This is a genomic window from Salinispora goodfellowii (assembly GCF_059570675.1).
This window is the reverse complement of sequence record NZ_JCANTD010000007.1, coordinates 26871-52786: the sequence shown is the minus strand read 5'-3', so window position 1 is coordinate 52786 and position 25916 is coordinate 26871. Positions and strand designations below refer to the sequence as shown.

The window sequence follows — 25916 nt, the reverse complement described above, 5'->3', positions numbered from 1 at the left end:
CGCGGCCGAGCGGCGTGTGAGCTGGACGCTTCTCGGCCGGATACCATCATGTCCTCGGGACCCGAGGAGGAGCCGGTGAGCGTGCTGCAACGCTTCGAGAAGCGTCTGGAAGGCCTGGTCGAAGGGGCTTTCGCCAAGGTCTTCAAAGGGGTGGTCCACCCCGTGGAGATCCTCAACGCCATGCAGCGGGAGGCCGAGGCGCACAAGGCGATTTTGGCCGGTGGGCGCACGTTGGTGCCCAACCGCTACGTGATCGATCTCTCGCCATACGACCACAGTCGCCTGGCGCCGTACGCCGCCGCGCTGGCCCAGGAGCTGGCCCAGTCGCAGGCGGAGTTCATCGGCGAGCAGGCGTGGACGGTCTACGGCGACGTGATCGTCGAGGTCGAACGAGGGGAGGGGCTCGACACCGGTATGTTCCGGGTGACCGCCGAGGTCTATACCGGCGGTGAGGTTGCCCCGGTGTCGGGGCCGGGCTACGACGCCGGCCCGCCGGGTTACGACGCCGGCCCGCCGGCCTACCCCGCCTACGACCAGGGGGGTGGCTACGGCCCGCCGCCCGGTCAGGGTGGCGGCCCCAACGTGCGGCTGGTCTCCGGCGACGGGCGGACCTACCCGCTCCAGCTGGGCACGACCGTGATCGGCCGTGGCGACCAGGCCACCCTGCGCCTGCCCGATGTCGGCATCTCGCGGCGACACGCCCGGCTGGATTTCGACGGCGGTCAGGTCGTGCTGACCGACCTCGGGTCAACCAACGGCACGATGGTCAACGGTCAGCGGGTCTCCGCCGTTGCCCTGAACCCTGGCGACATGGTCCAGCTCGGCACCACCACCCTGACCTTCCGCGTGGATGGTTGATCCGCCTTGCCGGAACTCGTCGTCACCGTTGCCCGGTTCGGGTTCCTGATCTTGCTGTGGATTTTCGTCTTCACGGTGGTCGGGGTGATTCGCCGGGACCTCTTCGCGGGCGCCCGCTCTGGCCGGCTGGTAGCGGCCCCTCGAGGGGTCGGAGCCGTCCTTGGTCAGGGCGGTAAGCCGGCCCGGGTGAAGCGGGGAAAGGCAGCCCGCCAGTTGGTGGTGACCGCCGGCCAGTTGGCCGGCACCCGCATCACCCTCGGTGAAGCGCAGATCACAATTGGTCGGGCCGAGGATTCCACCCTCGTGATTACCGACGACTACGCCTCCGCGCGACACGCCCGGCTCGTGCCCCGCGACGGGCAGTGGTTCGTTGAGGACCTGGGTTCGACTAACGGCACCTACCTGGATCGCGCTAAGGTCACCGGACCTACCCCCGTCCCCCTCGGCGTGCCGATTCGCATCGGGCGCACCTCACTCGAATTACGGCCATGACTCTGACCCTCCGCTATGCGGCCCACAGCGACCGCGGGCTGATCCGAGACGGCAACCAGGACTCCGTCTATGCCGGGCCACGGCTGCTCGCCGTCGCCGATGGCATGGGCGGTATGGCCGCCGGTGATGTCGCCAGCAACATTGTCATCGGCGCCATGGCGCCGCTGGACGAGGATGTCCCGGGAAACGCCCTCGTGGACGCGCTTCGTTCGGCTGTCACCAACGCCACCCAACAGCTACGCGAGACGGTCGACGCCAATCCGCAGCTGGAGGGGATGGGGACGACACTCACCGCGATCCTCTTCTCCGGCAGCAAGCTGGGCATGGTGCACATCGGCGACTCTCGTGCCTACCTGCTGCGTGCCGGCGAGTTCGCCCAGATCACCAAGGACGACACGTACGTCCAGATGCTGGTGGACGAGGGCCGGATCAGCGCCGAGGAGGCGAGCAGCCACCCCCAGCGGTCGCTGCTGACCCGGGCCCTTGACGGCCGGGATATCGACGCGGAGTACTCGGTCCGTCAGGTCCTCGCCGGCGACCGGTACCTGATCTGTAGCGACGGTCTCTCGGGCGTGGTGAGCGCAGAGACGATCATGGAGACGATGCGGGAGTACGCCGACCCGCAGCAGTGCGTGGAGCGGTTGGTTCAGCTCGCGCTGCGCGGTGGCGGTCCGGACAACATCACCGTGATCATCGCCGACGCGACCGACCAGGACATCGTCGAGGCGAGCCCGATCGTCGGTGGCGCCGCCTCCCGGGACCGGGGCATGGCGACCTCCGCCGATGACTCCACTCCCGCGGCCCGCGCCTCCGCGCTCTCCGGGGCGCCGCCGGAGCCGCCGGACGAGTCGACTGCCGGGGACGACGAGCCGGAGCGCCGCCGCCGCCGGCCGATCCTCCTCGCGGCGGTGAGTCTCGCCCTGCTCGTCCTGCTGGGCGGAATGCTATCCGGTTGGTGGAGCTACACCCAGCGGCAGTACTACGTCGGAGCCACGGGGAACGGCGAGGTCGCGGTGTTCCGCGGCGTCGAAGGTCAGATCGCCGGCGTCGACCTCTCTACCGTGCACTCGACCAGCTCCGCCAAGCTGGACGACCTCACGCTCGCCGCACAGGAACAGGTCAAACAGGGCATCCCGGCCAAGAGTGAAGCGGATGCGGAGCGTCGGCTCGCCGAGTTGACCGCTGACACTCCGAGCAACCCCAACCTGAAGCCGACCTGTCCCCCGAGCCCGAGTCCGAGCGCGCCAGCAGCGCCGAGCCCGACCGCGGAGCTCGATGCGTCAACGCCGGCCGACGGTCCGAGTACACCTTCGGCGGCCTCCGCCGCCCCGAGCGCGCCGGCAACCGGCGAGCCGACCCCCTCGCCCGACGCCCTGCCCGCCATCCCGCCGCCGGCTGTTGATCCGGCCGCCTGCCGGTCGCCCGAGTGAGCGCCGGCTTGATCTGTCAGGACGTTCAGTGACCGGAGCGGCCACGTCGACATCCCCGCCCACGACCACGGGCGGGCAGAGCGGCGTGCGGCTGGCCCGGGCCCGGCGTAACGCCGAACTGTCGCTGCTGTTGCTCGCCATGGTGCTGGTGGCCGCGTACGGGGCGATGGTCGAAGCCAGCGTGCTCGACACGGTCACGCCGAGCTTCTGGGTGCCGGCCGCCGCGCTCAGCGCGGTCTTCCTCGGCCTGCACGTGGTGATCCGGTTCCTGGCTCCCTTCGCCGACCCGGCCCTGTTGCCGTCCGTGGCCCTCCTCAACGGCCTCGGTGTCGGCTTCCTGCACCGGCTGGACCTGGCCCGCGCCACCCCGGCCGAGCGGGCCGAACTGGCGACCTTCGCCGGCACCGGCGGGCGCCAACTCGCCTGGACACTGATCTCGGTCGCCCTCGCCGCCGGGTTGCTCGCTGTGGTCCGCGACCACCGCTCGATCTCCCGGTACGCGTACACGCTGGGTCTCGCCGGCATCGTGCTGGTGATGATCCCGGCGGTGCTACCGCGGAGCATTTCCGAGATCAACGGCGCGAAGCTCTGGATCCGGGTCGGTGGTCTCTCCATCCAGCCCGGTGAGTTCGCCAAGCTCGCGCTGCTGGCTTTCTTCGCGTACTACCTGGTCCGCAAGCGGGAGGTCCTCTCCCTGGCCAGTCGCCGGTTTCTGGGTGTCGACCTCCCCCGGGGCCGGGACCTCGGGCCGGTCGTGGTGGTCTGGCTGATCAGCCTTTTGGTCCTGGTCTTCGAGAAGGACCTGGGCACCTCCCTGCTCTACTTCGGCATGTTCGTGGCGACGCTCTACATCGCCACCGAACGGGTGAGCTGGCTCCTCATCGGCTTGGTGCTCTTCTTCGGCGGCGCCTATCTGGCGTACGTGTTGGGCGACGTGGTCGGTGGCCCGTTCGCCAACTTCTACCTGCGGGCCAACATCTGGCTGGACCCGTTCGCCGACCCGTACAACGACGGCTACCAGCTGGTGCAGGGGCTGCTCGCCCTTGGTAGCGGAGGAATGTTCGGCGCCGGGCCGGGCGCCGGCCAGCCGCTCAAGCTGCCCGAGGTGCAGAACGACTTCATCTTCGCCGGCCTCGGCGAGGAGATCGGTCTCTTCGGTCTCTCCGCCCTGTTGGTGGTCTACCTGCTCATCGTCGAGCGAGGGCTGCGCGCCGCGCTGGCGGTCCACGACTCGTTCGGCAAGCTGCTCGCCGGTGGTCTGGCGTTCACCCTCGGGCTCCAGGTCTTCGTGATCGTTGGCGGGATCAGCGGGCTGATTCCGCTCACCGGCCAGACCACGCCGTTCCTCTCCGCCGGCGGTTCGTCGCTGATGGCGAACTGGTTACTCATCGCGATCCTGGTCCGGATCTCCGATGCCGCCCGTCGGCCAGTGACCGGCGGGGGCCCTCTGTCGACCCGACCGACGGGCGGACCGCCAGAGCAGCTACACGGTGCCCCCACGGAGGTGATCAGACCGTGAACGCGCCACTGCGCCGGGTGGGTCTCGTCGTGATGGTCCTGTTCGGGCTACTCTTCGCGAACCTGAACTGGATTCAGGCATACAAGGCCGACGACTACCGCAACAGCGACTACAACGGCCGGGTCCAGGTCGCCGAATACGAGCGCAAGCGCGGCAACATCGAGGCCGGCGGTACGGCGTTCGCGGTGAGTAAGAAGACCGACGGGGAGCTGGAGTACCTGCGCACCTATCCCGGCGGGGCGAAGTACGCCCACGCGATCGGCTACAAGCCGGTCAACCTGGCCGACACCGGCATCGAGGAGGCGGAGAACGCCTTCCTGGCCGGCACCAGCGACCAGCTGATCGGCGACCGGCTGCGGGACCTGGTCACCGGCGACGAGACCGCCGGGGCGAACGTCCTGCTCACCATCTCCGAGCAGGCGCAGGACGTCGCGTACGAGCAGCTGCGGGACAACCGCGAGGGGGTCAGCAAGGGTGCGGCCATCGCGCTCGACCCGCGTACCGGGGCGGTGCAGGCGCTGGTCTCGATGCCGAGCTTCGACCCGAACCCACTGGCCAGCCACGACTCGGATGAGGCCACGACGGCATACAACAAGCTGCAGCAGAACCCGGACGGTCCGCTGAAGAACCGGGCGCTCGGCGAGGTGCTCCCGCCGGGCTCCACCTTCAAGATCGTGACGGCCGCCGCCGCGCTCGAGAACGGTGTCACCCAGGACACGAAGATCCCCGCCGGGCCCAGCTGGACCCCGCCGACCTCGGGCAAGCCGATCGAAAACGCGGCCCCCTCCATCTGCCCGGAGGAGGAGGTCACGCTGATGAACGCGGTGACCGAGTCGTGTAACACCGGCTTCGCCCAACTCGGAGTGAGCCTCGGCGCGGACACGCTCAAGGAGAAGGCCCGGCAGTTCGGCTTCGAGCAGGACGACCTGACCGTCGGCCGGCTCGGTGAGGACGGCGAACCGGTCGCGGCCAGTCGGACCGGCAGCATGGAGAACGCCGACGGCAGCGTCGACCCGGCTGCCCTGGCCCAGTCCTCCATCGGCCAGCGTGATGTCCGGATGACCCCGCTCCAGGGCGCCCTGATCGCCGCCACGGTCGCCAACGACGGCAGCCAGCTGCGCCCATACCTGGTCAGTCAGATCCTCGGCGCTGATCGCACCACCAACTACTACACCGCCGAGCCCGACGAGTTGCGGCAGCCGGTCACTGACCAGGTCGCCGCCGACCTGCGGGAGATGATGGAGAGTGTCGTCCAGAACGGCACCGGCCGCAACGCCCGGATCAGCGGCTACACCGTCGGCGGCAAGACCGGCACGGCAGAGTCCGGTCCGGACACTCCCGAACACAGCTGGTTCATCGGCTTCGCGCTCGACGAGGACGGCAACCCGGTCTCCGCGGTCTGCGTCCTGCTGGAGGAGACCGGCGACGGCGGCAGCTCCGAGGCCGCCCGGATCGCCGGGCAGATCATGCGGGCGGCGATCGCCTCACCGGGGAGCCGCTGACGTGCTCAGTACCGGGGTGAAGCTCGGCAACCGCTACCGGCTCGACGAGCGGATCGCCAGCGGCGGCATGGGCGACGTCTGGCGCGGCACCGACGAGGTGCTCGGCCGGACAGTCGCCGTAAAGAGTCTCCTGCCGGCCCTGCTCGACGATCCTGACTTCGCCGAGCGGTTCCGGGGCGAGGCGCGCACGATGGCGACCATCAACCACCCCGGTGTCGTTGACATCTACGACTTCGGCAGCGACCAGCAGATCGCTTTCCTGGTGATGGAGCACGTGGAGGGCGAGGCGCTCCTGGCCGCCCTGAACCGGGTCGGCCGGCTCACCTCCGCCCGGACGATGGCCCTGGTAGCCCAGGCCGCCGACGCGTTGCACGCCGCCCACCTGGAGGGCATCGTGCACCGAGACGTGAAGCCCGGCAACCTCCTGGTCCGGCCGAACGGCACCCTGGTACTCACCGACTTCGGTATCGCCCGATCCGACCTGGTGGCCCAGCTCACCGCCGCCGGCTCGGTGCTCGGCACCGCCTCGTACATCTCACCGGAGCAGGCGACCGGAGCGGTCGCCACCCCGGCCTCGGATGTGTACGCCCTCGGTGTGGTCGCCTACCAGTGTCTCTCCGGCCGGCGGCCGTTTGCGGGCGATAACCCACTCGAGATCGCCCTGCAGCACGTCCGGGACACACCTCGGGCGCTGCCTGCCGACATTCCGCCGCAGGTGCGGGCGGTGGTCGAGCGGGCCATGGCGAAGGACCCGGCGGACCGCTGGCCGAGCGCGGCGGCATTGGCCGGAGTGGCTCGACAACTGAAGGTCCAGCTCTCCCAGGCCGCCCGGGCGGCGGGCCAGGCCAGTCCGGTTTCGGCGGTGCCGGGTCGGGCCAGCGTGGTTTCGCCGGCGCCTGCCGCGCCGGCGCCGGGCCGAGCCAAAGTGCCGCCGCCGGTCGTTGCCCGTCCACCGCAGGCTTCCCGTTCGCCGATGCCGCCGCCGCCCGCCCCGCAGCAGCAGCCCTTCCCGCCGCCGCCCGCGCCGCAGCAGCCCTTCCCACCGCTGGCCCCGCGACCGCCGGCGCAGTGGTCCCCGGTTGCCGCCGTGCCGCTGGCGTCGGCGCGGCCCGGGCACCCCCCAACGCCGGCTCCGCGGTCCCGCCGGTCCCGGTTCGGGAGATTGCTCCTTTTCTTCCTCCTGGTCGCTCTGGTCCTGACCTGCTTTCGCATGGTTTCCTACGTTTGGGACGAGGGGTATGCCGGGCTCACCGGCCGGCCGGGGCAGTCGACGGGAACCTCCGGCGAACTCCGGCTCGACGGACGCGACGATTCAGACCAAACGTCGTACCGTCAACTGCAACTGCCCGCGATGGGCGGCGACGAGACGACGACGAGCGAAGGACGACAGACGCGATGACAGCGCAGGCCCGCCTGCTCGGTGGCCGTTACCAGGTCGGCGAGCTTATCGGCTACGGCGGCATGGCCGAGGTGCATCGCGGTCGTGACCTGCGACTGGGTCGGGATGTTGCGATCAAGATGCTCCGGGCCGATCTGGCCCGCGACGCCACCTTCCAGATGCGGTTCCGACGGGAGGCGCAGAACGCGGCCTCCCTCAACCACCCGGCCATCGTCGCCGTCTACGACACCGGCGAGGAGCAGGCACCGACCGGTGAGACCCTGCCGTTCATCGTCATGGAGTTCGTCGGCGGGCGGACCCTGAAGGAGGTGCTGGGCGCCGAAGGGCGGCTCCAGCCGCGCCGGGCGCTGGAGATCTGCGCCGACATGTGCGCGGCGCTGGAGTTCAGCCACCGGCACAGCATCATCCACCGGGACATCAAGCCCGGCAACGTCATGCTCACCCAGACCGGCCAGGTCAAGGTGATGGACTTCGGGATCGCCCGGGCGCTGGCCAGCGGCGCGACCACGATGACGCAGACCAGCGCCGTGATCGGCACCGCACAGTACCTCTCACCCGAGCAGGCCCGCGGTGAGTCGGTGGACGCCCGTTCGGATGTCTACGCCGCCGGATGTGTGCTCTTCGAGTTGCTCTGCGGGCACCCGCCGTTCGTCGGGGACAGCCCGGTCAGCGTCGCGTACCAGCATGTCCGGGAGACGCCACCGACGCCCAGCGACCTCAACCCGGAGGTCCCCCCGGCCGTCGACGCGATCATCCTCAAGGCGCTGTCGAAGAACCCGCTCAACCGCTACCAGAGCGCCGGCGAGATGCGGGCGGACCTGCTGCGTGCCGCCGCCGGACGGCCGGTCATGGCGACCCCGGTCCTGCGGGAGGAGGAGACCACCCAACTCGCCCCGGCCGGGGCTGGATATCCGGCCGCCGCACCCGGTCCGCGTACCCAACAGATACCAGCCCGGGTCGGCGACCCACGTCGGCGCCGGGCATCGTCGTGGTTGATCGCCACCTTCGCCGTGCTCGGGGTACTCGCGGTGGCCGCGCTGGCTGTGTACGCCTTCCTGCCCGAAGAACCCGAGCGGGCCACGGTCCCGCCGGTAACCGGGCTGACCCAGGAGCAGGCGTTCGCGGCGATTGAGAAGGCCAACCTGGTGCCGAATACCGGCCAGGAGGTCCGCGACAACGACTGCACCAAGGGGGAGGTGGCCAACCAGGAGCCAGCCCAGGGTGAGCGGCTGGCCCCGGACGACGTCGTCACGGTCTTCATCTGCGCTGGGCCGGCGACGGTGACGATTCCGGACACCCTGGTCGGCTCCACCTACGACAACGCGAAGCGGCAGCTGGAGAATGCCGGCTTCGAGGTCGCGCGGGAGGAGGTCGACGACGCGGAGCCGGCGGGCACCGTCCTGCGGGTGACGCCGGATGAGGGCAACCAGGCGGCGGAGGGCGAGGTGGTCACACTGACCGTCTCCAAGGGCAACATCGGCACCGTACCGAACGTGGTGCAGTCCTATGTTGAGGACGCCAAGCGGGAGCTCGAGGACGCCGGCTACAAGGTTGACATCCGGGAGGGTCAGCCGGTGCCGCCGGGTGAGGAAGGCCGGGTGACGAACCAGAACCCGAGTCCGAACACCAAGCTTGAGAAGGGCAAGACGGTGACCATCACGGTGACGGTGTTGGAGGAGCCGACCGAGCCCCCGACGCCGGATCCGACCGATACGCCGACGCCGACGCCGGATCCGACCGACACGCCGGGCGACGGTGATTGAGGGCGTTGTTGATCGACGGTTAGGTGGTGCTGAAGGCGGTACGTCGGCGTGCGTCGACCTCGGCCGCCAACGCGGGGGCACGCTCCAGCGCCTCCGGAAAGCCGCAGGACGCCAACCAGTTCGCCAGCATCAGGTGCCCGCCCTCGGTCAGGACCGACTCGGGATGAAACTGCACCCCCTCGATCGGCAACGTCCGGTGGCGCATCGCCATCACCACACCGGAACTGGTCCAACCGGTGACCTCCAACTCGGCCGGCAACGTCTCCGGCACGAGAGTGAGCGAGTGGTAGCGGGTTGCGGTGAACACCTCCGGTAGGCCGGCCAGTACCCCCACGCCCTGGTGCCGGACCTCCGAGGTCTTGCCGTGCAGCAGCTCTGGAGCCTGGGCGACCGTGGCGCCGAACGCCTCCCCGATCGCCTGGTGGCCGAGGCAGACACCGAAGAGGGGGAGCACCCCGGCGTACTCCCGGATGACGTCCAGGCAGATGCCGGCGCGATCCGGGCTACCCGGGCCGGGGGAGAGCAGGACGCCATCCGCGTTCGCCTGCCCGACCGCCGCGACGCTGATCTCGTCGTTGCGGCGCACCTCGCAGTCGGCGCCGAGCTGACCCAGGTACTGCACCAGGTTGAAGACGAACGAGTCGTAGTTGTCGATGACCAGGATGCGCACGGGTCACTCTTCCGGGGAGGGGGGTGGGTTGTTCTCGTCCGTGTCGTACGGCAGGTCGTGCCCGTCCTCGGTCGGCGCCGGCCCGTCGCCGGGCGGCGGGAAGCCGGGAACCTCCGGCGCTCCGGGGTCTCCCGTCTCCTGGGTGACCTGGACATCGTCGAAGGGGAGTAGCGGCTCAGCCCAGGGGAAGACCACGTACCAGAGCAGAGCGACCGCGGCCGTCGTTAACAGGACGCTGCCGGCCAGCTTGCCGGGCAGCCCGAACGGCAACTTCCGCCAGATCCAGGCGTACATCTCCTCAGCCCCCCAGTTCCGCCGGGCGGCCCGCCGACTTGGCCTGGGTCCGGTCCAGCTTCGCGTGGATGATCAGGCGTTCGTAGTTGTCGAACTTCGGGTGGCAGGTGGTCAGGGTGAGCATCGCGTCGGTCGGCTCGGCGCCCGCGTCGCCGGGAACCGGCGCCACCACGGACACCTCGCTCGGTTTGACGATGTGGTTGCGAGTGACCCGGTAGATGTACCAGTTGTCCCGATCCTCGGCAACGATCACGTCGCCGTCGTTCAGCTCGTCAAGTCGCCAGAAGGTGGCCCGGTTCCGGTGCCCGGCGACGGAGAAGTTGCCGAGCTGGCCGGGGAGGGCACTCGTCGGATAGTGGCCCGGGGCGTACCGGAGGTCCTTCTGGGTCACCCCCTCGACGACGATCCAGTTCTTGTCGAGCTGTGGAATGTACAGGCCGGCGATCGGAGTGCCCTGCACTGCCGGCGAGGCGGGGGTGGACGAGGGAGTAGCGGAGGGCGTCACAGTTGGGTCACCGGTCGGCCCCCACGCCTCGGCGAGCTGCTGGCTGAGGTCGTTCTGGTAGGCGTTGACGATCACCGACTTCCCCCAGATCTCGTACCCGGCGAAGAGGAGCACCACTATGCCGAAGGTGATGAGTACCTCCCCGGCGGCGCGGACGCCGATGCGGAAGCGGGACCGGAACGTCGGCCGGGTCAGTTCCGAGTAGACGCTCCTGTAACCGTCGCCGGACTGCTCTGGGCGTAGCTTGACCACCCGCTCACCCCGGCGCGGCGGGGCCGGCTCCCCGCCGGCAGGTCCGGTCGTGGCGTCCGTGTCGCGCGGTGGCTGGGGCACAGCGCCCATCAGGGCGGTGGAGTCGAGTGGTGGGGGGGTGTGGCTGGCCACGCGGGGGATGAGTGCGGTGGCCGCCGGATCGGCGGCGGAGCCGGTGCCTCGGGGGGCGTCAGGGACCGGGCCTGCCTTCGGGGTGGTGTCAGCGTTCGGGGTCGCGGTCCGTGGCGGTGTGATGGGGATGAAGGCGGTGGGGGCGTCAGCCGTCGGTGGTGGCGATGGTGGCGGCGCCGTCGGCGTGGGCGGGTACGCAGCGTCGAAGGCTGAGCCGGCTGGAGGTGCTGAGGCGGGGTCGGCCGAGTGTCGCGGTGACTGGCTCGGCGGGCCGGGCCGTGGGCCAGTCAACCCCGGCGGCTGGATCGGCGGCAGGCCCGGTTGGGTTGGGGCGGCCTCCTGGCCCGGTGGGTCCGGTTGGCTTGGGGCGACCGGCTGGCTCGGTGGGTCGGGTTGGGCTGGGGTGGACGGCCGGGGCAGGGGCCCCGGCGGGGGCAACGGCTGCTCCGCACCGTGCCGGGGCTGCTGCCAGGGGCGTTCCAGCCGCGGCAGGAACGCCGTCTCATCGTTGTCCCGATCGGGTTGCCAGCTCTCCGGTTCCCTGGTCATTCGGGCACCGTCGTCCAACGGAGGGCGGCTGAGCCATCAAACGCCGGCACCGTCACGGTGGAGTCAGTCTCCTTGTAGCCGAGCTTGTAGGTGTTCGCCAGGTCTCTGAACAACCGGACTCCCTCGGATTCGGTGAGGGACCGCTGGAGGGCAGCGGAGTCACCGATCGCTGCGATCTTGAATGGAGGGGAGTACACCCGGCCGTGGAGTAGCAGGGTGTTACCGACGCAGCGTACCGCGCTGGTGGCGAGTACGCGGACATCCATGATTGACATCGCCTCCGCGCCGCCGGCCCAGAGGGCGTTCACCACGGCCTGTACGTCGCCTTGGTGCACCACCAGGTCGTCGTTGGTGACGCCCGTGGGCAAGCTGCCGTCGCTGCGCCGCGGCGCGTCGTCGAGCTCCACGGTCACCCCGGGGCCGGTGAGGGCGGTAAATCCGGCCGGCTCCTGGCTGGCCGCCGCCCGCTCCTGCTGCTGCTGGATCGTCCCGTCAGAACCGGCGAGGGCGTTGGTGCGGGCCTCGACCGTCGCGCGGAGCTCCGCCGCCCGCTGCTCGCTGGCCGCCACCTCGGCGTGGCGGTCCTGGATGAGCTGGTTGAGTTGGGGGCGGCGATCCTCGCGCAGGGTGGTGCCCCCGGCGGTGGTAGCGGTGGTGGTGAAGAGTAGCCCGGCCGCAGCGGCGATCAACGGTACGCCGACCGGCCAGCCGAGCCGGCGCTGCCGGGGGCGCCGGATGAGGGCGACGACGACCCGCCGGAGCACCTTCCGCCAGGAGGTCTCGCCGGATGTGTACTCCACGGGGTTCCCTCCCCTCGTCGCCGGCCGGCCCGCTCCAGTAACCCCTCCGGGGTGTTGGAGAAGACCCTTTCGTGGCCTGAACGGGTCTTCCGGACTACGCTAGCTGTCGAACATTATTGGCCATGGACCGTCGCCCTCGCGCCCGGTTGTCAGGCCGGACGAGGTCGTCACCCCCTCTGGAGAGCGCCGTGCCCAAGTCTCAGGTTCGTAAGAAGAAGGTGTACACCCCGCCGACGGATGTGCGTCCGACGGCGACGGCGGCGACGCGTAAGCCTAGCCCGGTCTGGTTGCCGGTCACGGCGGTCGCGCTCATCGTCGCCGGCATCGGCTGGCTGGTGGTCTACTACCTTTCCGAGCAGGCGTATCCGGTCATGTCGTGGGGTTACTGGAACCTCGCGGTGGGCTTCGGCGCAATGGTCGGCTCTCTGATCCTGCTCTCGCGCTGGCGTTGACCACGCGTTGACCCGCGTGCCGGCCGGAGCCGGCGCGCTCGCCTGGCCCGCCTGGTCGACTCGGCCCCAACCGGCGTTGCCGGACGCGGCACCCTATTGTGTGGCGCAGGACGGCATCGTCAGGGATGCGAGATGCGTCACGTTACCGATGGGTAACCGTGCGCGTAGGCTGCACTGCACGACCGGGTGAGGCAAGGTCCAACGATCGGTCCGGGCCGAGTACGCGGCAGAGCGCCGCCGACCGCGTCTGGGCCGGGTACCGATCGCCGAGCCGCTCGAGGCAGTAGTAGACCGGGAGGGCCGACTCGATGGGCAGCGTCCAGATCGCCACCACGATCGTCGCGGCCGCCATCACCGCGGTGGCGGTGTGGCTCGCCGTGCGGGCAGTCAGGAAGATGGTGGCGGTGATCCGGCTGGGCCAGCCGGATCCGGCCCGCTTCACCGACTGGGCCACGCGGACGCGGACGATGCTGGCGGAGACCGCGGGGCACACCCGGATGCTTCGCTGGAGCCTGGTGGGGGCCGCGCACTGGTTCGTGATGGTCGGGTTCATCGTGCTGTCGCTGCTGGTGCTGGAGGCGTACTTCGAGGTCGTCTCTCCCACCGGCGGGCTCCCGCTGGTCGGGAACTGGGCGGTCTACGGTCTCGTCACCGAGTGGCTCGGCATCTTCGGGATCGTCAGCATCCTGGTGTTGATCGCGATCCGGCTGCGTAACCGACCGACCCGGCCCGGTGGAAAGTCCCGGTTCACGGGCTCAACGATGTGGCAGGGCTACTTCGTCGAGGCCGTCATCCTCGGCGTCCTGGTGATGGGTTTCCTCATCCGGGGTTTCAAGGTCGCCACTGATCACTTCGAGTACCCGGTCTGGGCGGCGCCGCTCAGCCACGCGGTCGGCGGCCTGCTACCGAACTGGGAGGCCGGGGTCAGCGTCGCCGCCGTCATCAAGATCGCGATCTCGATGACCTGGCTGATCGTGATTTCGCTGAACGTGACCATGGGGGTCGCCTGGCACCGCTTCCTGGCCTTCCCCAACATCTTCTTCAAGCGCAACCCGGGTCGGTCGGGGTCCGGGCTCGGTGCGCTGCGGCCGATGACCAGTAACGGTGAGCTCCTCGACTTCGAGGAGGCGGACCCGGAGAAGGACCAGTTCGGAGTCGCCCAGGTCGAGCAGTTCACCTGGAAGGGGCTGCTGGACTTCAGTACCTGCACCGAGTGCGGCCGCTGCCAGTCCCAGTGCCCGGCGTGGAACACCGGTAAGCCGCTGTCGCCGAAGTTGTTGGTGCTCAGCCTCCGCGATCACGCCTACGCGAAGGCCCCGTACCTGCTGGCTGGCGGTGGCAAGGATCTGACCGGTGCGGAGAAGGCCACCGACGGGCAGCTCGCGCACGTTGACGCGCTGGCGCTCGCCGAGGCGGAGAAGCCGCTGATCGGCGGGGCCGAGGAGTCCGGTGTCATCGATCCGGATGTGCTCTGGTCCTGTACCACCTGCGGGGCCTGCGTCGAGCAGTGCCCGGTCGACATCGAGCATGTCGACCACATCGTCGACATGCGTCGCTACCAGATGCTCATCGAGTCCAGCTTCCCCTCGGAGGCCGGGGTGATGCTGCGCAACCTGGAGAACAAGGGCAACCCGTGGGGTGCCCCGCAGAACACCCGGGAGGACTGGACCAAGGGTCTCGACTTCGAGGTGCCGCGGGTCGGCGAGGTTGACGACTTCGAGTACCTGTTCTGGGTTGGCTGCGCCGGAGCCTTCGAGGACCGGGCCAAGAAGACCACCCGGGCGGTCGCCACACTGCTGCACGAGGCCGGCGTCTCCTTCGCCATCCTGGGCGAGGGGGAGACCTGTTCCGGGGACCCGGCCCGTCGGATCGGCAACGAGTTCGTCTTCCAGATGCTCGCCCAGCAGAACGTCGAGACTCTGAACGAGGCGTTCGACGGCCGGGAGCAGAGCCGGCGCAAGATCGTCGCTACCTGTCCGCACTGCTTCAACACCCTGGGCAACGAGTACGGGCAGCTCGGTGGTGAGTTCGAGGTGGTGCACCACACCCAGCTGCTGGCCCACCTGGTGGCCACCGGTGCGCTGACGCCGGTGCAGGCGATCGATGGCGGCGTCACCTACCACGACCCCTGCTACCTGGGCCGGCACAACCGGGTCTTCGCTCCGCCGCGTGCGGTGCTCGGAACGGCGATCCAGGGCGAGCTCACCGAGATGCCGCGAAACAGCGAACGCTCCTTCTGCTGCGGTGCCGGCGGCGCCCGCATGTGGATGGAGGAGAAGATCGGCAAGCGGATCAACGTGGATCGGGTTGAGGAGGCCATGTCGACCGGTGCCGCGACGGTTGCGGTCGGCTGCCCGTTCTGCTCGACGATGCTCAACGACGGTGTGAACGGTAAGGGCGCCGGCGAGCAGGTCGAGGTGGTGGACGTGGCGAGCGTCCTGCTCCGGTCGGTGCGCCCGGAGCAGCCGCCGGTTGACCAGAAGAGTGCCCAGGTCACGGGCTGATCTAGCCATTACGGGCTCTACCAGGTGCCGAGCCGGCACCTGGTAGAGCCGCTTCCGGACCAGGACGGTGGCGGCACCCCATCGGGTGCCGCCACCGGTCACTTCGTATCAGCCCGGCCATGTTGTGACTACAGAGGGTCAGGTTTGTGGATGTAAATGTTTTGGAAGTATCTATTTTTTGAGTTGGGTCAGCACTATTTGTGGGTGAGTGACTACACAGAAGTAAAGCCGTTGGCCTTTCTTGATTCCGTGCCAGACTCTGCCTATTGTTGTGCCTGCGCTGCGGTGGATCGTCTGCCTCGTCCCCCCCTTGTTCCGAGGCGCCCCGTGGTCTGGGTTGCAAAAGGAGTCGGTGCTGGTGGCAACCACGCCCCCTCATCGCCAGGACTGGGTAGGGTCACGCCGTTCGGGCGGATTGCGTCGGTCTGTTAACGGTTTGCTCGCCGCGGTCGCCGCGGTTGCGGTCAGTCTCGGTGTGCTGGCGGTCCCCGCGTACGCCGAGCCGTCCGTGGAGGAGATCGAGGCCGCGATTGACGAGCAGTGGCGTGAGATGGAGCCCACGATCGCGCAGTACAACAAGGTTCGGGCGGAGCTGAAGATAAACCGCGAGAAGTCGGAGGAACTCGCGGAGAAGCTCGCTCCGCTCCAGCAGGAGACCGAGACCGCGATGAAGCGGATCGGCGGGCTGGCCTCGCAGTACTACATCAGTGGGCCGTCGCGGGAACTCGGCGCGCTGCTGGTAAGCGATGACCCGAATAAAATCAGCGAGGAGTTGGCCCTGCTGAACCGGGTTGCCCTTATGGAGAATCGGCAGCTCGAGGAAGTGCTGACGATCCGCAAAGAGTACGAGGGTCAGAAGAATTCACTCGACGAGTTGATTGCGGAGCAGGATAAGCAGGAGAGCGAGCTGGCGGCGAGAAAGAAACAGATCGACGCCGAGATCACGCGCCTCAAGGACTCACTCCCAGTAACCACGGTGTCGACCCCGCAGTGCCCCACCATCAACGGTGTGGTCAGCGAAGCTGCCCGGACCGCCATCCGGACCGCCTGCGCTCAGGTGGGTGACCCGTACGTCTGGGGTGCCACCGGCCCCGACTCGTTCGACTGCTCCGGGCTGACGCAGTACGCGTACAAGGCGGCCGGTATCTACCTGACGCACTACACCGGCGCGCAGTGGAACGAGGGGCAGGCGATTTCACGGTCCGAGGCGCGCCCCGGCGACCTGGTCTTCTTCTCCAGCCCCAGCAACCTGCACCATGTCGGCCTGTATCTGGGCAACGACCAGATGGTGCACGCGCCCCGGACCGGCAAGCCGGTCATGGTCTCCAGCATCAACACCATGCCGTCGATCGCCGGCTTCCGTCGACCGGGCTGAGCCGGCGACTGGACCGAGGCCCCGGACGAGCTGTCTCGTCCGGGGCCTCGTCGTGTGCGGCTGTCGGTTCCGGCGGTGCCGCCGCCGGCTCGCCCGTGGGGTAGCCGCCGGCTCAGCCCGGGCCAACCGCTGGACCGCCCGGCGTCAGCGCGTCGGCCAGGTCCGCCAACTCTGCCAGGAGCGGCTGGGCGTCGGGCCCCGCTGCCCCTGGTAACGGGACCCGTAGACGGCGGATCCGTACGGGTGCTCGGAGGGTGAGCAGAGGCGGAAGATGCAGAGCTGACCGATCTTCATGCCGGGCCAGAGCATGATCGGCAGGTTCGCCACGTTGGAGAGTTCCAGCGTCACGTGGCCGGAGAAGCCCGGGTCGATGAAGCCGGCGGTCGAGTGGGTGAGCAGCCCAAGCCGACCGAGTGAGCTCTTGCCCTCCAGCCGGCCGGCGAGCTGGTCCCCGAGCGAGATGACCTCGAGGGTGGAGGCCAGCACGAACTCGCCGGGGTGCAGCACGAACGGCTCGCCGTCGGGTACCTCGACCGCCGAGGTCAGGTCGTCCTGCTGCTGGGACGGGTCGATGTGTGTGTACAGGTGGTTGTTGAACACCCGGAAGAGCTTGTCCAGCCGTACGTCGATGCTGGATGGCTGGACCAGCGCGGGATCGAACGGCTCCAGCGCCAGCGTGCCGGCCTTGATCTCGGAGGCCAGGTCACGATCGGAGAGAAGCATCGGACCACCATAGCGAGTGGGACGACACGCGCCCATTTCGCCTGGGCATTCGAACGCACGTTCGATAGGGTGCGGGTATGGCTTCCTGGTCCGAGTTCGCCGCCGACGTACCCTGCCTCGCCGACGGGGTCCGCCGACTTCTCCAGCAGTACGGGCCGGGCCTGGGCTACCTGGCCACGGTCCGCGCCGATGGCGGTCCTCGGGTGCATCCGGTCTCCCCGGTGCTCGCCGACGAGGGCCTCTTCTGTTTCGTGATCGACTCGCCCAAGCGGCGTGACCTGGAGCGCGACGGGCGTTACGCGCTGCACTCTTTTCCCGCAGAGGAGAGCGACGACGAGGCATATGTCGCGGGTCGGGCTCAGCTGGTGACGGATCCGGTCCGGGTGACCCGTTTGGCCCGCCGGCACTGCGCCATCTACGACATCGACTGGCGGCTCTTCGAGTTCAGCATTGATGTCGCGATGATCGCCCAGCACGACATCGCCGGCGTGGCGAGACCGGCGGTTCAGGTTTGGCTGGAGCCGGGTGGTCAGGCCGCGTCGGGTCACCCCGGCCAGCCTCGACGCGCCGGCTCACCGGCCCCCACCGTCGATCAGGGCAGCGCGGCGGCCTGAGCGTCGGCCGGGCAAGCGCCGCTGCCGGCTCCGAACGTTCGGAGCCGGCAGCAGACCGTACCGGTCGAGGGCTATGCCCGATACGCATTCCAGGCGGTCAGCATGCGGCTGGCCTGGCCCGGAGTGAATTCGTACATGCAGGAGTCGTACGTGTAGTCCATGAAGTTGTGGATCGGGTCCACGCCCGCCGAGGAGCAGGTGTCCCGTCCGGTTGGGCACTGGTAGGCCGGGGAGGCTTCGGCCGGGGTGTCGCTGACCCCGTCCCCGGAGCCACTACAGCCGCCTTGGAAGGTGTGGTAGAGGTTGAGCCAGTGGCCAACCTCGTGGGTGCCGGTGTCGCCGAGGTTGTAGTTGGTGGCGGTGCCGCCCGGCAGCGACTCATTCAGCACGACGACGCCGTCCATCTTTTTTATCGAGCGCTTCGGGAAGGTCGCCCAGCCGAGCAGGCCGCTCGAAAGGTCACCGAGGTAGAGGTTGAGGGTTCCCGCGCCACCGACGCGCAGCGACCTCTTCATCGACCGTTCCGACGATGAGCCATAGTTGATCGGGTACCAGCTCGGGTTCGTAACCCGGTTGATCGACTGAAGCGTGAAGCCGAAGGCTGTCGGTGCGCCACCGGTCGCCCCGGCGAACGACTCGTTCAGCACGTCGATCTGGGAGTGGATCATGGAGTCCGGGATGTTGCCGCCGGCCCGGGTGCTGTTCTCCTGGATGACGTGCACCACCACCGGGATGGCGATCGACGCGGGCGCCACGGGTGCGAAGGCGGCGGCGCCCTCGCGCCGTACCTGCATATCCACCAGTTCGGCGAGCTCGCTCTCCCGCGCTGTCACCTCGGCTTCGGTCAGGTGGTTCGGGTCGTGATCGGTGATGCTGCCCGGCCGGGCCTTGGCGTTGGCGTGGACCGGCTCGCACTCCTCGCTCGCGGCGTGTTCCGCGCCGTGGTTCGCGAGCGGTGCCGCGTGCGCCGGGACGTAGCCGGCCGTGACGGCGCCGAGGAGCAGCGCGAACGACGTTGACGCGATGCCGGCGCTTCGACGGGACAGTAGGTTGGGACGGAGACCCATGGGCCACCTCCTTTTGGCAGCACAGCGGGGGAGTGTGCGTGCCATGGCGGAAACGTGGGGCAGACCTTACAAGACATCGACAGCTTTGAAAATGCCGAGGCGGCTCCGAAGGGCTTGGCCGGCAGGTCGCTCCATCTCCCCTGGCCGGGCGCGTCCGGATGGCCGCTGCGCCGGCGCCGACGTTCGCGGCTGTGGGTTCAGCCCGTTCCGGCGCTGTCGCTCGCCGGCTGTTCAGGTCGGCTGGTGCCGGGATGTGCGCCGCGTGGTGCTTGAGGTAGAGTGGTCCCGCCCGCGGGTGTAGTTCAATGGCAGAACATCAGCTTCCCAAGCTGACAGTGCGGGTTCGATTCCCGTCACCCGCTCCACGCACGGAAGCCCTGGTCAGGACAGATGTCCCGCCAGGGCTTCCGTGGTTCTGGGCCATGCTGGAACAAGGATGGGCCATTGGTGGGCCGTTAACCCAGCGTCGGCCCTGCTCGTCGCGGGGGAGAACGATCGAACCTGGGTTCCTGACGCTGCAGGACGGACAGGCAAGAAGGTCCTGACCATCGAAGGCGCTAACCACCACCGGTGGTGAAGGCTGAGCCCGTCGGCGATGCGCTGGTCACGCTCCTGTGCTGTGGGCAATCAGAATTCCCGCCACTCTGGCCACTGAGGCCGGGTATCTGAGGTCAGCGCCTCGAGCATGACGTGCTCTACCTCGGCTGGGGTTAGCTGGGGACGCTGCTGCGGGATCTTGCTTCCCGCGCGGGCCGCATACCACATCCGGCCGTCGTCTTCGGTCATCATGATGTCGGTCGGGGCCCGTCCTTCGCCGACCACGCAAACCGACCCCCACGACCGATGGATGATCACTGTCTGGTCTCGCTCCTGATGGAGCTCGCGCAGCCACCGTACGACCGTATCCCGGTCATCGAGGCCGACGGTGTCGCCGGTTACCACCTTCCGGAACAACCCTCGCCGCCTGGTCGTCAGACGCTCGGCGACATCCCTCGGTGCGGCATTGTCTTCGCCCATGTTGGTTCCTCGCGTTGCTTGCTGTGACGCGAGTCTCCTGGTCGAGGTGGTCATGGCGCAAGTATCTGGCAGCGTGCCCGATCCGTGCCCGTTTCAGCGGTCAACACGGGTCGACAGCGGCACATCGACAGCCTCAACCTGACGGTCCGTCCCGCCCGACCGGTTTGATTCCCGTCACCGATCCACGCGCGAAAGCCCTGTTCAGGACACTGTCCCGCCGGGGCTTCCGTGGGTCTAGTCGGCTGAAATAGGTGGCCCCGCCATGACCTGGTCGGCGACGACTAGGCGCTGGCCCTGGTCAACAGGGTGCTGAGGATCGGCTCGGCATGTGTCCACAGCACCGCTCCGCCGATCGCCGGTACGAGGTGATGCTCGGCGCCGGGTATCCGGGCGGTGAGCAACGATCCGTTGTCCGGCGAGTGGCTCTGGTCCAGTTCGCCGTACCAGATGTCGGCCGGCGCGGAGATTTTGTCGAGGTCGATGGGCCAGGGGCTCATCGCCAGCACCGTGTCCCGCGCGTACCCAGCTGCCCCCTGCGCGAACGCCTCGTTCAGGGCGCGGCGATAGGCGGCCGCGAACCCGGCTTCGCGGTACACCGCGAGGTCACATTCCGGGCTGCCGTGGAGTACAAAGTCAAGCAGCGTGTCGGCGCTGTATCCGGCGAAGAAGCGCTCAGCTTCAGCTGGGTCCCGTACCGTCCAGTCGACGAGCTGGCGTAGCTCGGCGGGCAGTGCGGAGGCGAACTCCGGCGCGGCCACCTCGTCTGCGCCGGAGACGATGGCGAGGGCAGCGGTGACACCTCCCTCCGCGCAGGCCAGCGCGAACGGCGCGCCCTGCGAGTTGCCGACCATCGCGGGCCGACCCAATCCGCGCATCGCGGTTAACTGTCGGAGGTCGGCGACGAAGTCGGCGAAGGTTCGACCGGGCAGCGGCGTCGAGGCGCCGAGCCCTGGACGGTCCACCGAAACGAGTCGTACGCCGAGCCGGTCGATGACTTCGGCGCCGAACCCGAGCCAACGGCTGGTGGCGGCACCAGGAGAGAACAGCACTGGTGTCCCGTCCGGTGGTCCCCATTCTGCCCAACCCAGCAGCCGCCCATCAGCCAGCTGGACTTCACCGATGCGGTGCGGAGCCGTGACGTACATAGAGTTATCAAACCAAGTGGGTTCGGCCTTCCTTCCGACGGCCCGTGCCCTACCCCCTTCTAGCGGCCGGATGCCCCGCCGACTGCGCAGGTGTGCCCTCGGGATCAGTCGTGCGGCGAGGTGAAAGCCTGTCGGCCAGGGTCGGCAGACCGCTGGCCCGTGGCGGTGATTGTTCGGCCGTTTCTGTCAGACCACCGGGCCAGGATGAATCCATGCGTGGACGAATTACGGACGACAGCGCCACCCCGAGAGCAGAACGGCGGGACTACTGGGGCGTGGTGCTGGATGCGCCGGATGCGGCGATGCTCGCCCGGTTCTACACCGAGCTGCTTGGTTGGCAGGTCTACCAAGAGGAGCCGAATTTCGTCAGCATCGCCCCGCCGGATGGTGTGGCTTATCTGGCGGTGCAGACCGCCACCGGCTACCAGCGCCCCACGTGGCCGACCACCTCGGGCGCTTCGCAGATGATGCTGCACCTGGATTTTGAGGTGTCAGACCTGGATGCGGCGGTGGCGCACGCGGTGGAGCTGGGCGCGACGGTCGCCAGCCACCAGCCACAACAGACGGTACGGGTGCTGTTCGATCCCGCTGGGCACCCTTTCTGTCTATATCTGGGTGGCTAGTTGGGTTGGGTGTCCGAAGCCGACTGTTGCGGCCGGCCCGGATCGTGTTCCGAGTAGTCTTCGACCATGGGTCAGGTCGTGAAACTGCGGGACATGCGCCAGGACGAGTACGACGTCTACTCGGATCAGCAGCTCCGGGAGTATGTGGAGTCCCAGACCGGGTTGGTCTCGACCGAAGTGGCCCGGCGGAAGGCGCTTCGGGATCGGGAGCAGTACCTGCCCCACGGGCTGGCCACCGAGCGCCATCGGCTGTTGGTGGCGGAGAACAGCAGCGGTGCGGCGGTCGGAGTCCTCTGGCTCGGCTTGGACGACCCGCGCAGCAAGTCGGCCGAGATGGCCTGGATCTTCGATATCAGGGTTGATCCCGCCCACCGCCGGCTGGGCTACGGCGCTGCCGTCCTGTCGGCTGCCGAGGAACTGGCCCGGGAAGCGGGGGCGCTGCGCCTGGGGCTCAATGTCTTCGGCCACAACAAGCCGGCGATCGCCCTGTACGAGCAGAGCGGGTATGAGATGACCGCTCAGCAGATGGCGAAGCCGCTGCGCTGACGGGCGGCGCCTCGCTGCATACGGTGATCAACAGTTGGGTGAGTCCGCTCGCCTACCAGCCGAGCCTTTTCCCTGGCCACCGGGTGCCGTCGGGGGGAAGGGGATAGGCTGGTGATCATGCGGATCGGCATTGTGATCCTTCCAGACCAGCGCTGGGCGGAGTCGGGGCGGCGTTGGCGGCAGGCGGACGAGTGGGGTTTCGACCACGCCTGGACCTATGACCACCTGGGCTGGCGGGACTTGGTGGACGGGCCCTGGTTCGACTCGATGACCACCCTGACCGCCGCTGCGGCCGTGACTCGCCAGATCCGGCTGGGCACCCTGGTCGCGTCGCCGAACTTCCGGCATCCGGCCGCCTTCGCCCGCCAGGTCACCGCCCTCGACGATGTGTCCGGCGGTCGGGCCCTGCTCGGTCTGGGCGCGGGCGGCATCGGGTTCGACGCCGCGGTGTTTGGCGGCGAGACCCTTCCGCCGCGGCAGCGGGTGGACCGGTTCAGCGAGTTCGTCGAGCTGCTCGACCTGGTGTTGCGCGAGGATGGGACGACGTGGCGGGGTGACTGGTTCACCGCGGTGGACGCGCGGAACAACCCGGGCTGCGTCCAGACGCCGCGGGTGCCGTTCGTCGTCGCCGCCAACGGACCTCGTTCGATGCGGCTCGCGGTCCGGTACGGCCAGGGCTGGGTCACCACCGGCCCCACCACCGACGATTTGGAGGCGTGGTGGGACGGGGTGGCGGATCTGACCGTTCGGCTGGACAAGTCGCTGGTGTCGGTCGGCAGCGAGCCCGGTTCCCTCGACCGGCACCTGTTGGTGGACTCCGCGCCCGTCTTCTCGCTCCGTAGCGCGGAGTTCTTCGCCGAGCAGGTGGGGCGGGCCGCGGCACTCGGTTTCACCGACGTGATCACCCACTGGCCTCGGCCCAGTAGCTGGTACGCGGGGGAGGAGGCGGTCCTGGGGGAGGTGGCCTCCCAGCTGCCGGAGCTGCGCCGGCTGACCAGCTGACCATGCTGGCCCGGCTGACCGGCTGACCATGCTGGCCCGGCTGCGGCTCAGGGGGTGAGGTCGGCGCCGGTGAGCAGGCTCTGGATCCGGAGCTCGGCAGCGACTTCCGGGGGGCAGTCGGCCACCACCGTGGCGGTGCCGAGCGGGGTGGCGCCCCGGGCCGCGCAGATGTCGTAGAGGGCGCGCACCTGGGCTCCGGTGGAGACCCAGTCGTCCACCACCAGCACCCGGTCTCCGGCTTTCAGGTTCCGGTCTCGTACGGCGAGGTCGAGTCGCCGCCCGCGATAGTCCGGCGGGCCCTGTGCCCAGGTGAGTGTGCCCGGGGGGAGGCGACCGTCGCTGGGCTTGTGGGCTGCGACGAAGCCGATGCCGAGCGCGGTCGCGGCGAGTGGTCCGAGCAGGTAGCCGGTGACCGCCGGGGAGATCACTACCGTCGGCTGGGACTGCTGGAAGGGGTTGACCAGGGCCGGGCCGAGGCGGGCCAGCACCATCGGGTCCCGCCACCAGCCGGAGATGTCACTGACCAGATGGGTGGCGCCCGGTCCCGGGTCGATCCAACGGATCAGCTCGGCGAGACGTCCACTCAGCTCGGGGTGCATGCCGCCATTCTGGTCGACTGCCGGCGATCGGCTGGGCGGACCACTGCCGATCGGATGATCGGCTATTCGTTTCACTATAAATCGGGCAATACCTCCATGATCACGTTGACTTCGGATGTGCTTCGCTCGTTACGGTCCGACCCGCTTTGTTCAGTTGGCGAAAGGATCGGGCTGGTGGCCGGCAGGCATGCGCGTACCCGAAGGGTCTCCCCGGCCGGCGTCGCGGCAACCGCGGCGGTCGGTGTCGTGCTCGCGATCGGTGGGACCGTGGGCACCGTCCGGCTGACCTCCGCCAACGAGTCCGACCGGTCCGTCGCAGGCGCGCCGACCACGGCTGACTCTGCGGCCGCCACGCCCGCCCCGCTCTCCGCTTCGCCGAGTGTCCCGCCGAGCGCCAGCGCCCCGTCTACTCCAGCCGCGAGCCCCACGCCCACCCGGAAGAGCGAGGCGCCGTCGCGGAGCAAGCCGAGATCCAGCACGCCGCAGTCGACGGCGACGACGTCAGCCAGCGCCACCCCGGCGCCAACCAACACCGGCCCGACCGTGGTGGAGACCGGGTCCTGCGGCGCCTCCTACTACTCCGAGGGGCAGCTGACGGCGAGCGGGGAAGCCTTTGATCCCTCGGCGATGACCGCCGCCCACAAGACCCTGCCGTTTGACACGATGGTGCGGGTCACTAACCCGGTCACCAGTACGTCGGTGACCGTGCGGATCAACGACCGGGGTCCGTTCGTCACGGGGCGCTGCATTGACCTGTCCGAGGCGGCCTTTGCGGTGATCGCCCCACTGAGCGCGGGGCACGTCGAGGTTCGGTACGAGGTGTTGGGCTGAGCCCGCCGGCAACCGTGAACGGCGTCCCGGGGTGACCCGCCCAGCCAGAACCGCCTCGGATGTCAGGTCAGGTTCATTCAACGGCCACGGTCCATCAGGCATGCTGTCCCTCGTACGTACACAGCTTTCCCAGCTGGGCCGTGGCCCACTGGGCCCCGGATCCCGTGCCGGCCTCGGCGCGGCCTTTGCCCTGCTCGCAATCGTCTCGGCACTGGAGAGCGCCGACGGCCGCGGGGCCAACTACATCGCTTTGTTGACCGCTGCCCCGTTCCTGGCCGCAGTCCTGGCCTCCTGGCAGGTGGTGCTGGGGGTGGGGGCCGTAGCCGTCTTCCTCGGCGTTGGCTTCGCGTTGGCCGAGGGGGCCGGGTCACTGCCGGCCGCGGTCGCGGTGGCCGGCATCTCCCTGGGTGCCGCGTTGGCGGCCACCATGGCGTCGATCCGGCAGCGGCAGGCCGAGCGGATCGAGGAGTTGTCGAGGCTTGCCACGGTTGCCCAGCAGGCGGTACTCCGTCCGCTCGGTCCACAGGTCGGCCCGTTGGCCGTAGCCGCCCGGTACATCTCCTCAACGGCCACCGCGGAGATCGGCGGCGACCTGTATGAGGCCCTGGACACGCCGTATGGCGTACGCATGATCATCGGGGATGTTCGGGGCAAGGGCTTGGACGCGGTCCGGTTGGCCAGCATCGTGCTGGGCTCTTACCGGCATGTGGCGTACGAGCGGGCGGACCTGCGGGCGGTCGTCGCGGACCTGGACCGGGCGGTGGCCCGAAGCGGAGGGGACGAGGACTTCGTGACCGCGGCCCTGGTCGAGGAGCGGGGCGGCACCCTGACTATTGTTAACTGTGGACATCCGGCGCCGCTGTTGTTGCGTCGGGGGGCGGTGATCGCGTTGGAGCCGCCGGCGCCGGCGCCGCCGTTGGGGTTCATGCCGGCGGTGCGAGCCCGGGTGGAGCGGTTGGAGCCGGGCGACCGGCTGCTGTTGTTCACCGACGGGCTCGGCGAGGCTCGGCGGGGCGGCGAGTTCTTCCCGACCGCCGATCGGGCCTGGCGGTTGCTCGGGCATGGCACCGTCGCCGACGGGCTGGCCTCTCTGGAGGCAGCGCTGGTCGAGTGGGTGTATGACCGGCTCGACGATGACATCGCGCTGGTCCTGATGGAGTACACCGGTACTCGGCTAGGTGGTTCGGCCGCCGTGCCGAGTTGGGAGGTTGGCACGGCGGAGGGGTAAAGGGCTTGTCGTTGCTTACCCGCGA

The 25916-nt window shown here is 69.0% G+C and carries 25 protein-coding genes, 1 tRNA gene and 1 pseudogene; 18 read left to right on the top strand and 9 right to left on the bottom strand.

The window, feature by feature from the left end; translation table 11 throughout:
• Window positions 1-48: 48 nt before the first annotated feature.
• The 7 genes from T398_RS10135 to pknB are packed head-to-tail and all read left to right on the top strand — an operon-like array spanning window position 49 to window position 8963.
• On the top strand, window positions 49-858 hold the full coding sequence (locus T398_RS10135) for an FHA domain-containing protein (protein WP_018221839.1): 810 nt from the start codon (window positions 49-51) through the stop codon (window positions 856-858).
• A 6-nt stretch (window positions 859-864) separates the two neighbouring features.
• Complete coding sequence (locus tag T398_RS10130; RefSeq protein WP_018217829.1) at window positions 865-1350, top strand: FHA domain-containing protein FhaB/FipA; 486 nt, start codon at window positions 865-867, stop codon at window positions 1348-1350.
• Window positions 1347-2780, top strand: coding sequence for a PP2C family protein-serine/threonine phosphatase (locus T398_RS10125; RefSeq protein ID WP_496446106.1), 1434 nt, complete (start codon window positions 1347-1349; stop codon window positions 2778-2780). Before T398_RS10130 ends, T398_RS10125 begins: the two co-directional genes overlap by 4 nt.
• A gap of 28 nt (window positions 2781-2808) precedes the next feature.
• Window positions 2809-4299 carry an FtsW/RodA/SpoVE family cell cycle protein gene (locus T398_RS10120; RefSeq protein ID WP_496446105.1) on the top strand — a complete coding sequence of 497 codons (1491 nt, stop codon included), beginning with the start codon at window positions 2809-2811 and terminating at the stop codon, window positions 4297-4299.
• The gene (locus tag T398_RS10115) at window positions 4296-5801 is read left to right on the top strand and encodes a peptidoglycan D,D-transpeptidase FtsI family protein (RefSeq protein ID WP_496446103.1); all 1506 of its coding nucleotides are present in this window, start codon (window positions 4296-4298) and stop codon (window positions 5799-5801) included. Before T398_RS10120 ends, T398_RS10115 begins: the two co-directional genes overlap by 4 nt.
• A 1-nt stretch (window position 5802) precedes the next feature.
• Window positions 5803-7200 carry a serine/threonine-protein kinase gene (locus T398_RS10110; protein WP_496446101.1) on the top strand — a complete coding sequence of 466 codons (1398 nt, stop codon included), beginning with the start codon at window positions 5803-5805 and terminating at the stop codon, window positions 7198-7200.
• Window positions 7197-8963, top strand: a complete 1767-nt coding sequence (pknB, locus tag T398_RS10105) for a Stk1 family PASTA domain-containing Ser/Thr kinase (RefSeq protein ID WP_496446099.1) — start codon at window positions 7197-7199, stop codon at window positions 8961-8963. The genes T398_RS10110 and pknB overlap by 4 nt, the downstream gene beginning before the upstream one ends.
• Window positions 8964-8982: 19 nt before the next feature.
• On the opposite strand, the gene T398_RS10100 is transcribed toward pknB, so the two are convergent.
• Genes T398_RS10100 through T398_RS10085 form a run of 4 tightly spaced genes read right to left on the bottom strand, consistent with a single transcriptional unit; the run spans window position 8983 to window position 12165 of the window.
• Window positions 8983-9633 (bottom strand): aminodeoxychorismate/anthranilate synthase component II, encoded by a 651-nt coding sequence (locus tag T398_RS10100; protein WP_496446097.1) that lies wholly within the window; start codon window positions 9631-9633, stop codon window positions 8983-8985.
• A gap of 3 nt (window positions 9634-9636) precedes the next feature.
• Window positions 9637-9927 carry a hypothetical protein gene (locus tag T398_RS10095; protein ID WP_496446095.1) on the bottom strand — a complete coding sequence of 97 codons (291 nt, stop codon included), beginning with the start codon at window positions 9925-9927 and terminating at the stop codon, window positions 9637-9639.
• 4 nt (window positions 9928-9931) lie between these two features.
• On the bottom strand, window positions 9932-11365 hold the full coding sequence (locus T398_RS10090; RefSeq protein WP_496446093.1) for a class E sortase: 1434 nt from the start codon (window positions 11363-11365) through the stop codon (window positions 9932-9934).
• Window positions 11362-12165, bottom strand: a complete 804-nt coding sequence (locus T398_RS10085; protein WP_496446091.1) for a DUF881 domain-containing protein — start codon at window positions 12163-12165, stop codon at window positions 11362-11364. The genes T398_RS10090 and T398_RS10085 overlap by 4 nt, the downstream gene beginning before the upstream one ends.
• A 188-nt stretch (window positions 12166-12353) precedes the next feature.
• Here T398_RS10085 and T398_RS10080 point away from each other — a divergent pair, with 188 nt between their 5' ends.
• From T398_RS10080 to T398_RS10070, 3 genes are all read left to right on the top strand, one after another.
• Window positions 12354-12617 carry a cell division protein CrgA gene (locus tag T398_RS10080; protein WP_018217839.1) on the top strand — a complete coding sequence of 88 codons (264 nt, stop codon included), beginning with the start codon at window positions 12354-12356 and terminating at the stop codon, window positions 12615-12617.
• A gap of 308 nt (window positions 12618-12925) precedes the next feature.
• Window positions 12926-15121 (top strand): (Fe-S)-binding protein, encoded by a 2196-nt coding sequence (locus T398_RS10075; protein WP_496446089.1) that lies wholly within the window; start codon window positions 12926-12928, stop codon window positions 15119-15121.
• 358 nt (window positions 15122-15479) lie between these two features.
• Entirely contained in the window at window positions 15480-16496 is a 1017-nt protein-coding gene (locus T398_RS10070) for a C40 family peptidase (RefSeq protein ID WP_496446087.1), read from the top strand.
• Between the two features lie 144 nt (window positions 16497-16640).
• On the opposite strand, the gene dcd is transcribed toward T398_RS10070, so the two are convergent.
• Window positions 16641-17219: a dCTP deaminase gene (gene dcd / locus T398_RS10065; protein WP_018728083.1), complete on the bottom strand. Its 579-nt coding sequence runs from the start codon at window positions 17217-17219 to the stop codon at window positions 16641-16643.
• Between the two features lie 77 nt (window positions 17220-17296).
• On the opposite strand from dcd, the gene T398_RS10060 reads away from it, so the two are divergent.
• The gene (locus T398_RS10060; protein WP_496446086.1) at window positions 17297-17833 is read left to right on the top strand and encodes a pyridoxamine 5'-phosphate oxidase family protein; all 537 of its coding nucleotides are present in this window, start codon (window positions 17297-17299) and stop codon (window positions 17831-17833) included.
• 71 nt (window positions 17834-17904) lie between these two features.
• On the opposite strand, the gene T398_RS10055 is transcribed toward T398_RS10060, so the two are convergent.
• On the bottom strand, window positions 17905-18900 hold the full coding sequence (locus T398_RS10055) for a zinc metalloprotease (protein ID WP_496446085.1): 996 nt from the start codon (window positions 18898-18900) through the stop codon (window positions 17905-17907).
• 291 nt (window positions 18901-19191) lie between these two features.
• Between T398_RS10055 and T398_RS10050 the strand changes: the two genes are divergently transcribed.
• Window positions 19192-19265: transfer RNA gene (locus T398_RS10050), tRNA-Gly, on the top strand.
• An 89-nt stretch (window positions 19266-19354) separates the two neighbouring features.
• Window positions 19355-19465, top strand: a pseudogene (locus T398_RS10045) (alpha/beta hydrolase); the annotation flags it as partial.
• Between the two features lie 62 nt (window positions 19466-19527).
• On the opposite strand, the gene T398_RS10040 reads toward T398_RS10045, so the two are convergent.
• Both T398_RS10040 and T398_RS10035 read right to left on the bottom strand, forming a co-directional pair.
• Window positions 19528-19917: a hypothetical protein gene (locus T398_RS10040; protein ID WP_496446351.1), complete on the bottom strand. Its 390-nt coding sequence runs from the start codon at window positions 19915-19917 to the stop codon at window positions 19528-19530.
• A gap of 281 nt (window positions 19918-20198) precedes the next feature.
• Window positions 20199-21062, bottom strand: a complete 864-nt coding sequence (locus T398_RS10035) for an alpha/beta fold hydrolase (protein WP_496446083.1) — start codon at window positions 21060-21062, stop codon at window positions 20199-20201.
• A gap of 212 nt (window positions 21063-21274) precedes the next feature.
• Here T398_RS10035 and T398_RS10030 point away from each other — a divergent pair, with 212 nt between their 5' ends.
• The 3 genes from T398_RS10030 (at window position 21275) to T398_RS10020 (ending at window position 23233) form a co-directional block, all read left to right on the top strand.
• Window positions 21275-21685, top strand: a complete 411-nt coding sequence (locus T398_RS10030) for a VOC family protein (protein WP_496446082.1) — start codon at window positions 21275-21277, stop codon at window positions 21683-21685.
• Between the two features lie 66 nt (window positions 21686-21751).
• Window positions 21752-22231, top strand: a complete 480-nt coding sequence (locus T398_RS10025) for a GNAT family N-acetyltransferase (RefSeq protein WP_496446080.1) — start codon at window positions 21752-21754, stop codon at window positions 22229-22231.
• A 111-nt stretch (window positions 22232-22342) separates the two neighbouring features.
• A complete protein-coding gene (locus tag T398_RS10020; RefSeq protein WP_496446079.1) occupies window positions 22343-23233 on the top strand; it encodes an LLM class flavin-dependent oxidoreductase in 891 nt (296 codons plus the stop codon).
• Between the two features lie 47 nt (window positions 23234-23280).
• On the opposite strand, the gene T398_RS10015 is transcribed toward T398_RS10020, so the two are convergent.
• On the bottom strand, window positions 23281-23832 hold the full coding sequence (locus T398_RS10015; RefSeq protein WP_496446078.1) for a phosphoribosyltransferase family protein: 552 nt from the start codon (window positions 23830-23832) through the stop codon (window positions 23281-23283).
• Between the two features lie 174 nt (window positions 23833-24006).
• Here T398_RS10015 and T398_RS10010 point away from each other — a divergent pair, with 174 nt between their 5' ends.
• The gene (locus tag T398_RS10010; RefSeq protein WP_496446076.1) at window positions 24007-24663 is read left to right on the top strand and encodes a septal ring lytic transglycosylase RlpA family protein; all 657 of its coding nucleotides are present in this window, start codon (window positions 24007-24009) and stop codon (window positions 24661-24663) included.
• A 100-nt stretch (window positions 24664-24763) separates the two neighbouring features.
• On the top strand, window positions 24764-25891 hold the full coding sequence (locus tag T398_RS10005) for a PP2C family protein-serine/threonine phosphatase (protein WP_496446075.1): 1128 nt from the start codon (window positions 24764-24766) through the stop codon (window positions 25889-25891).
• Window positions 25892-25916 lie beyond the last annotated feature (25 nt).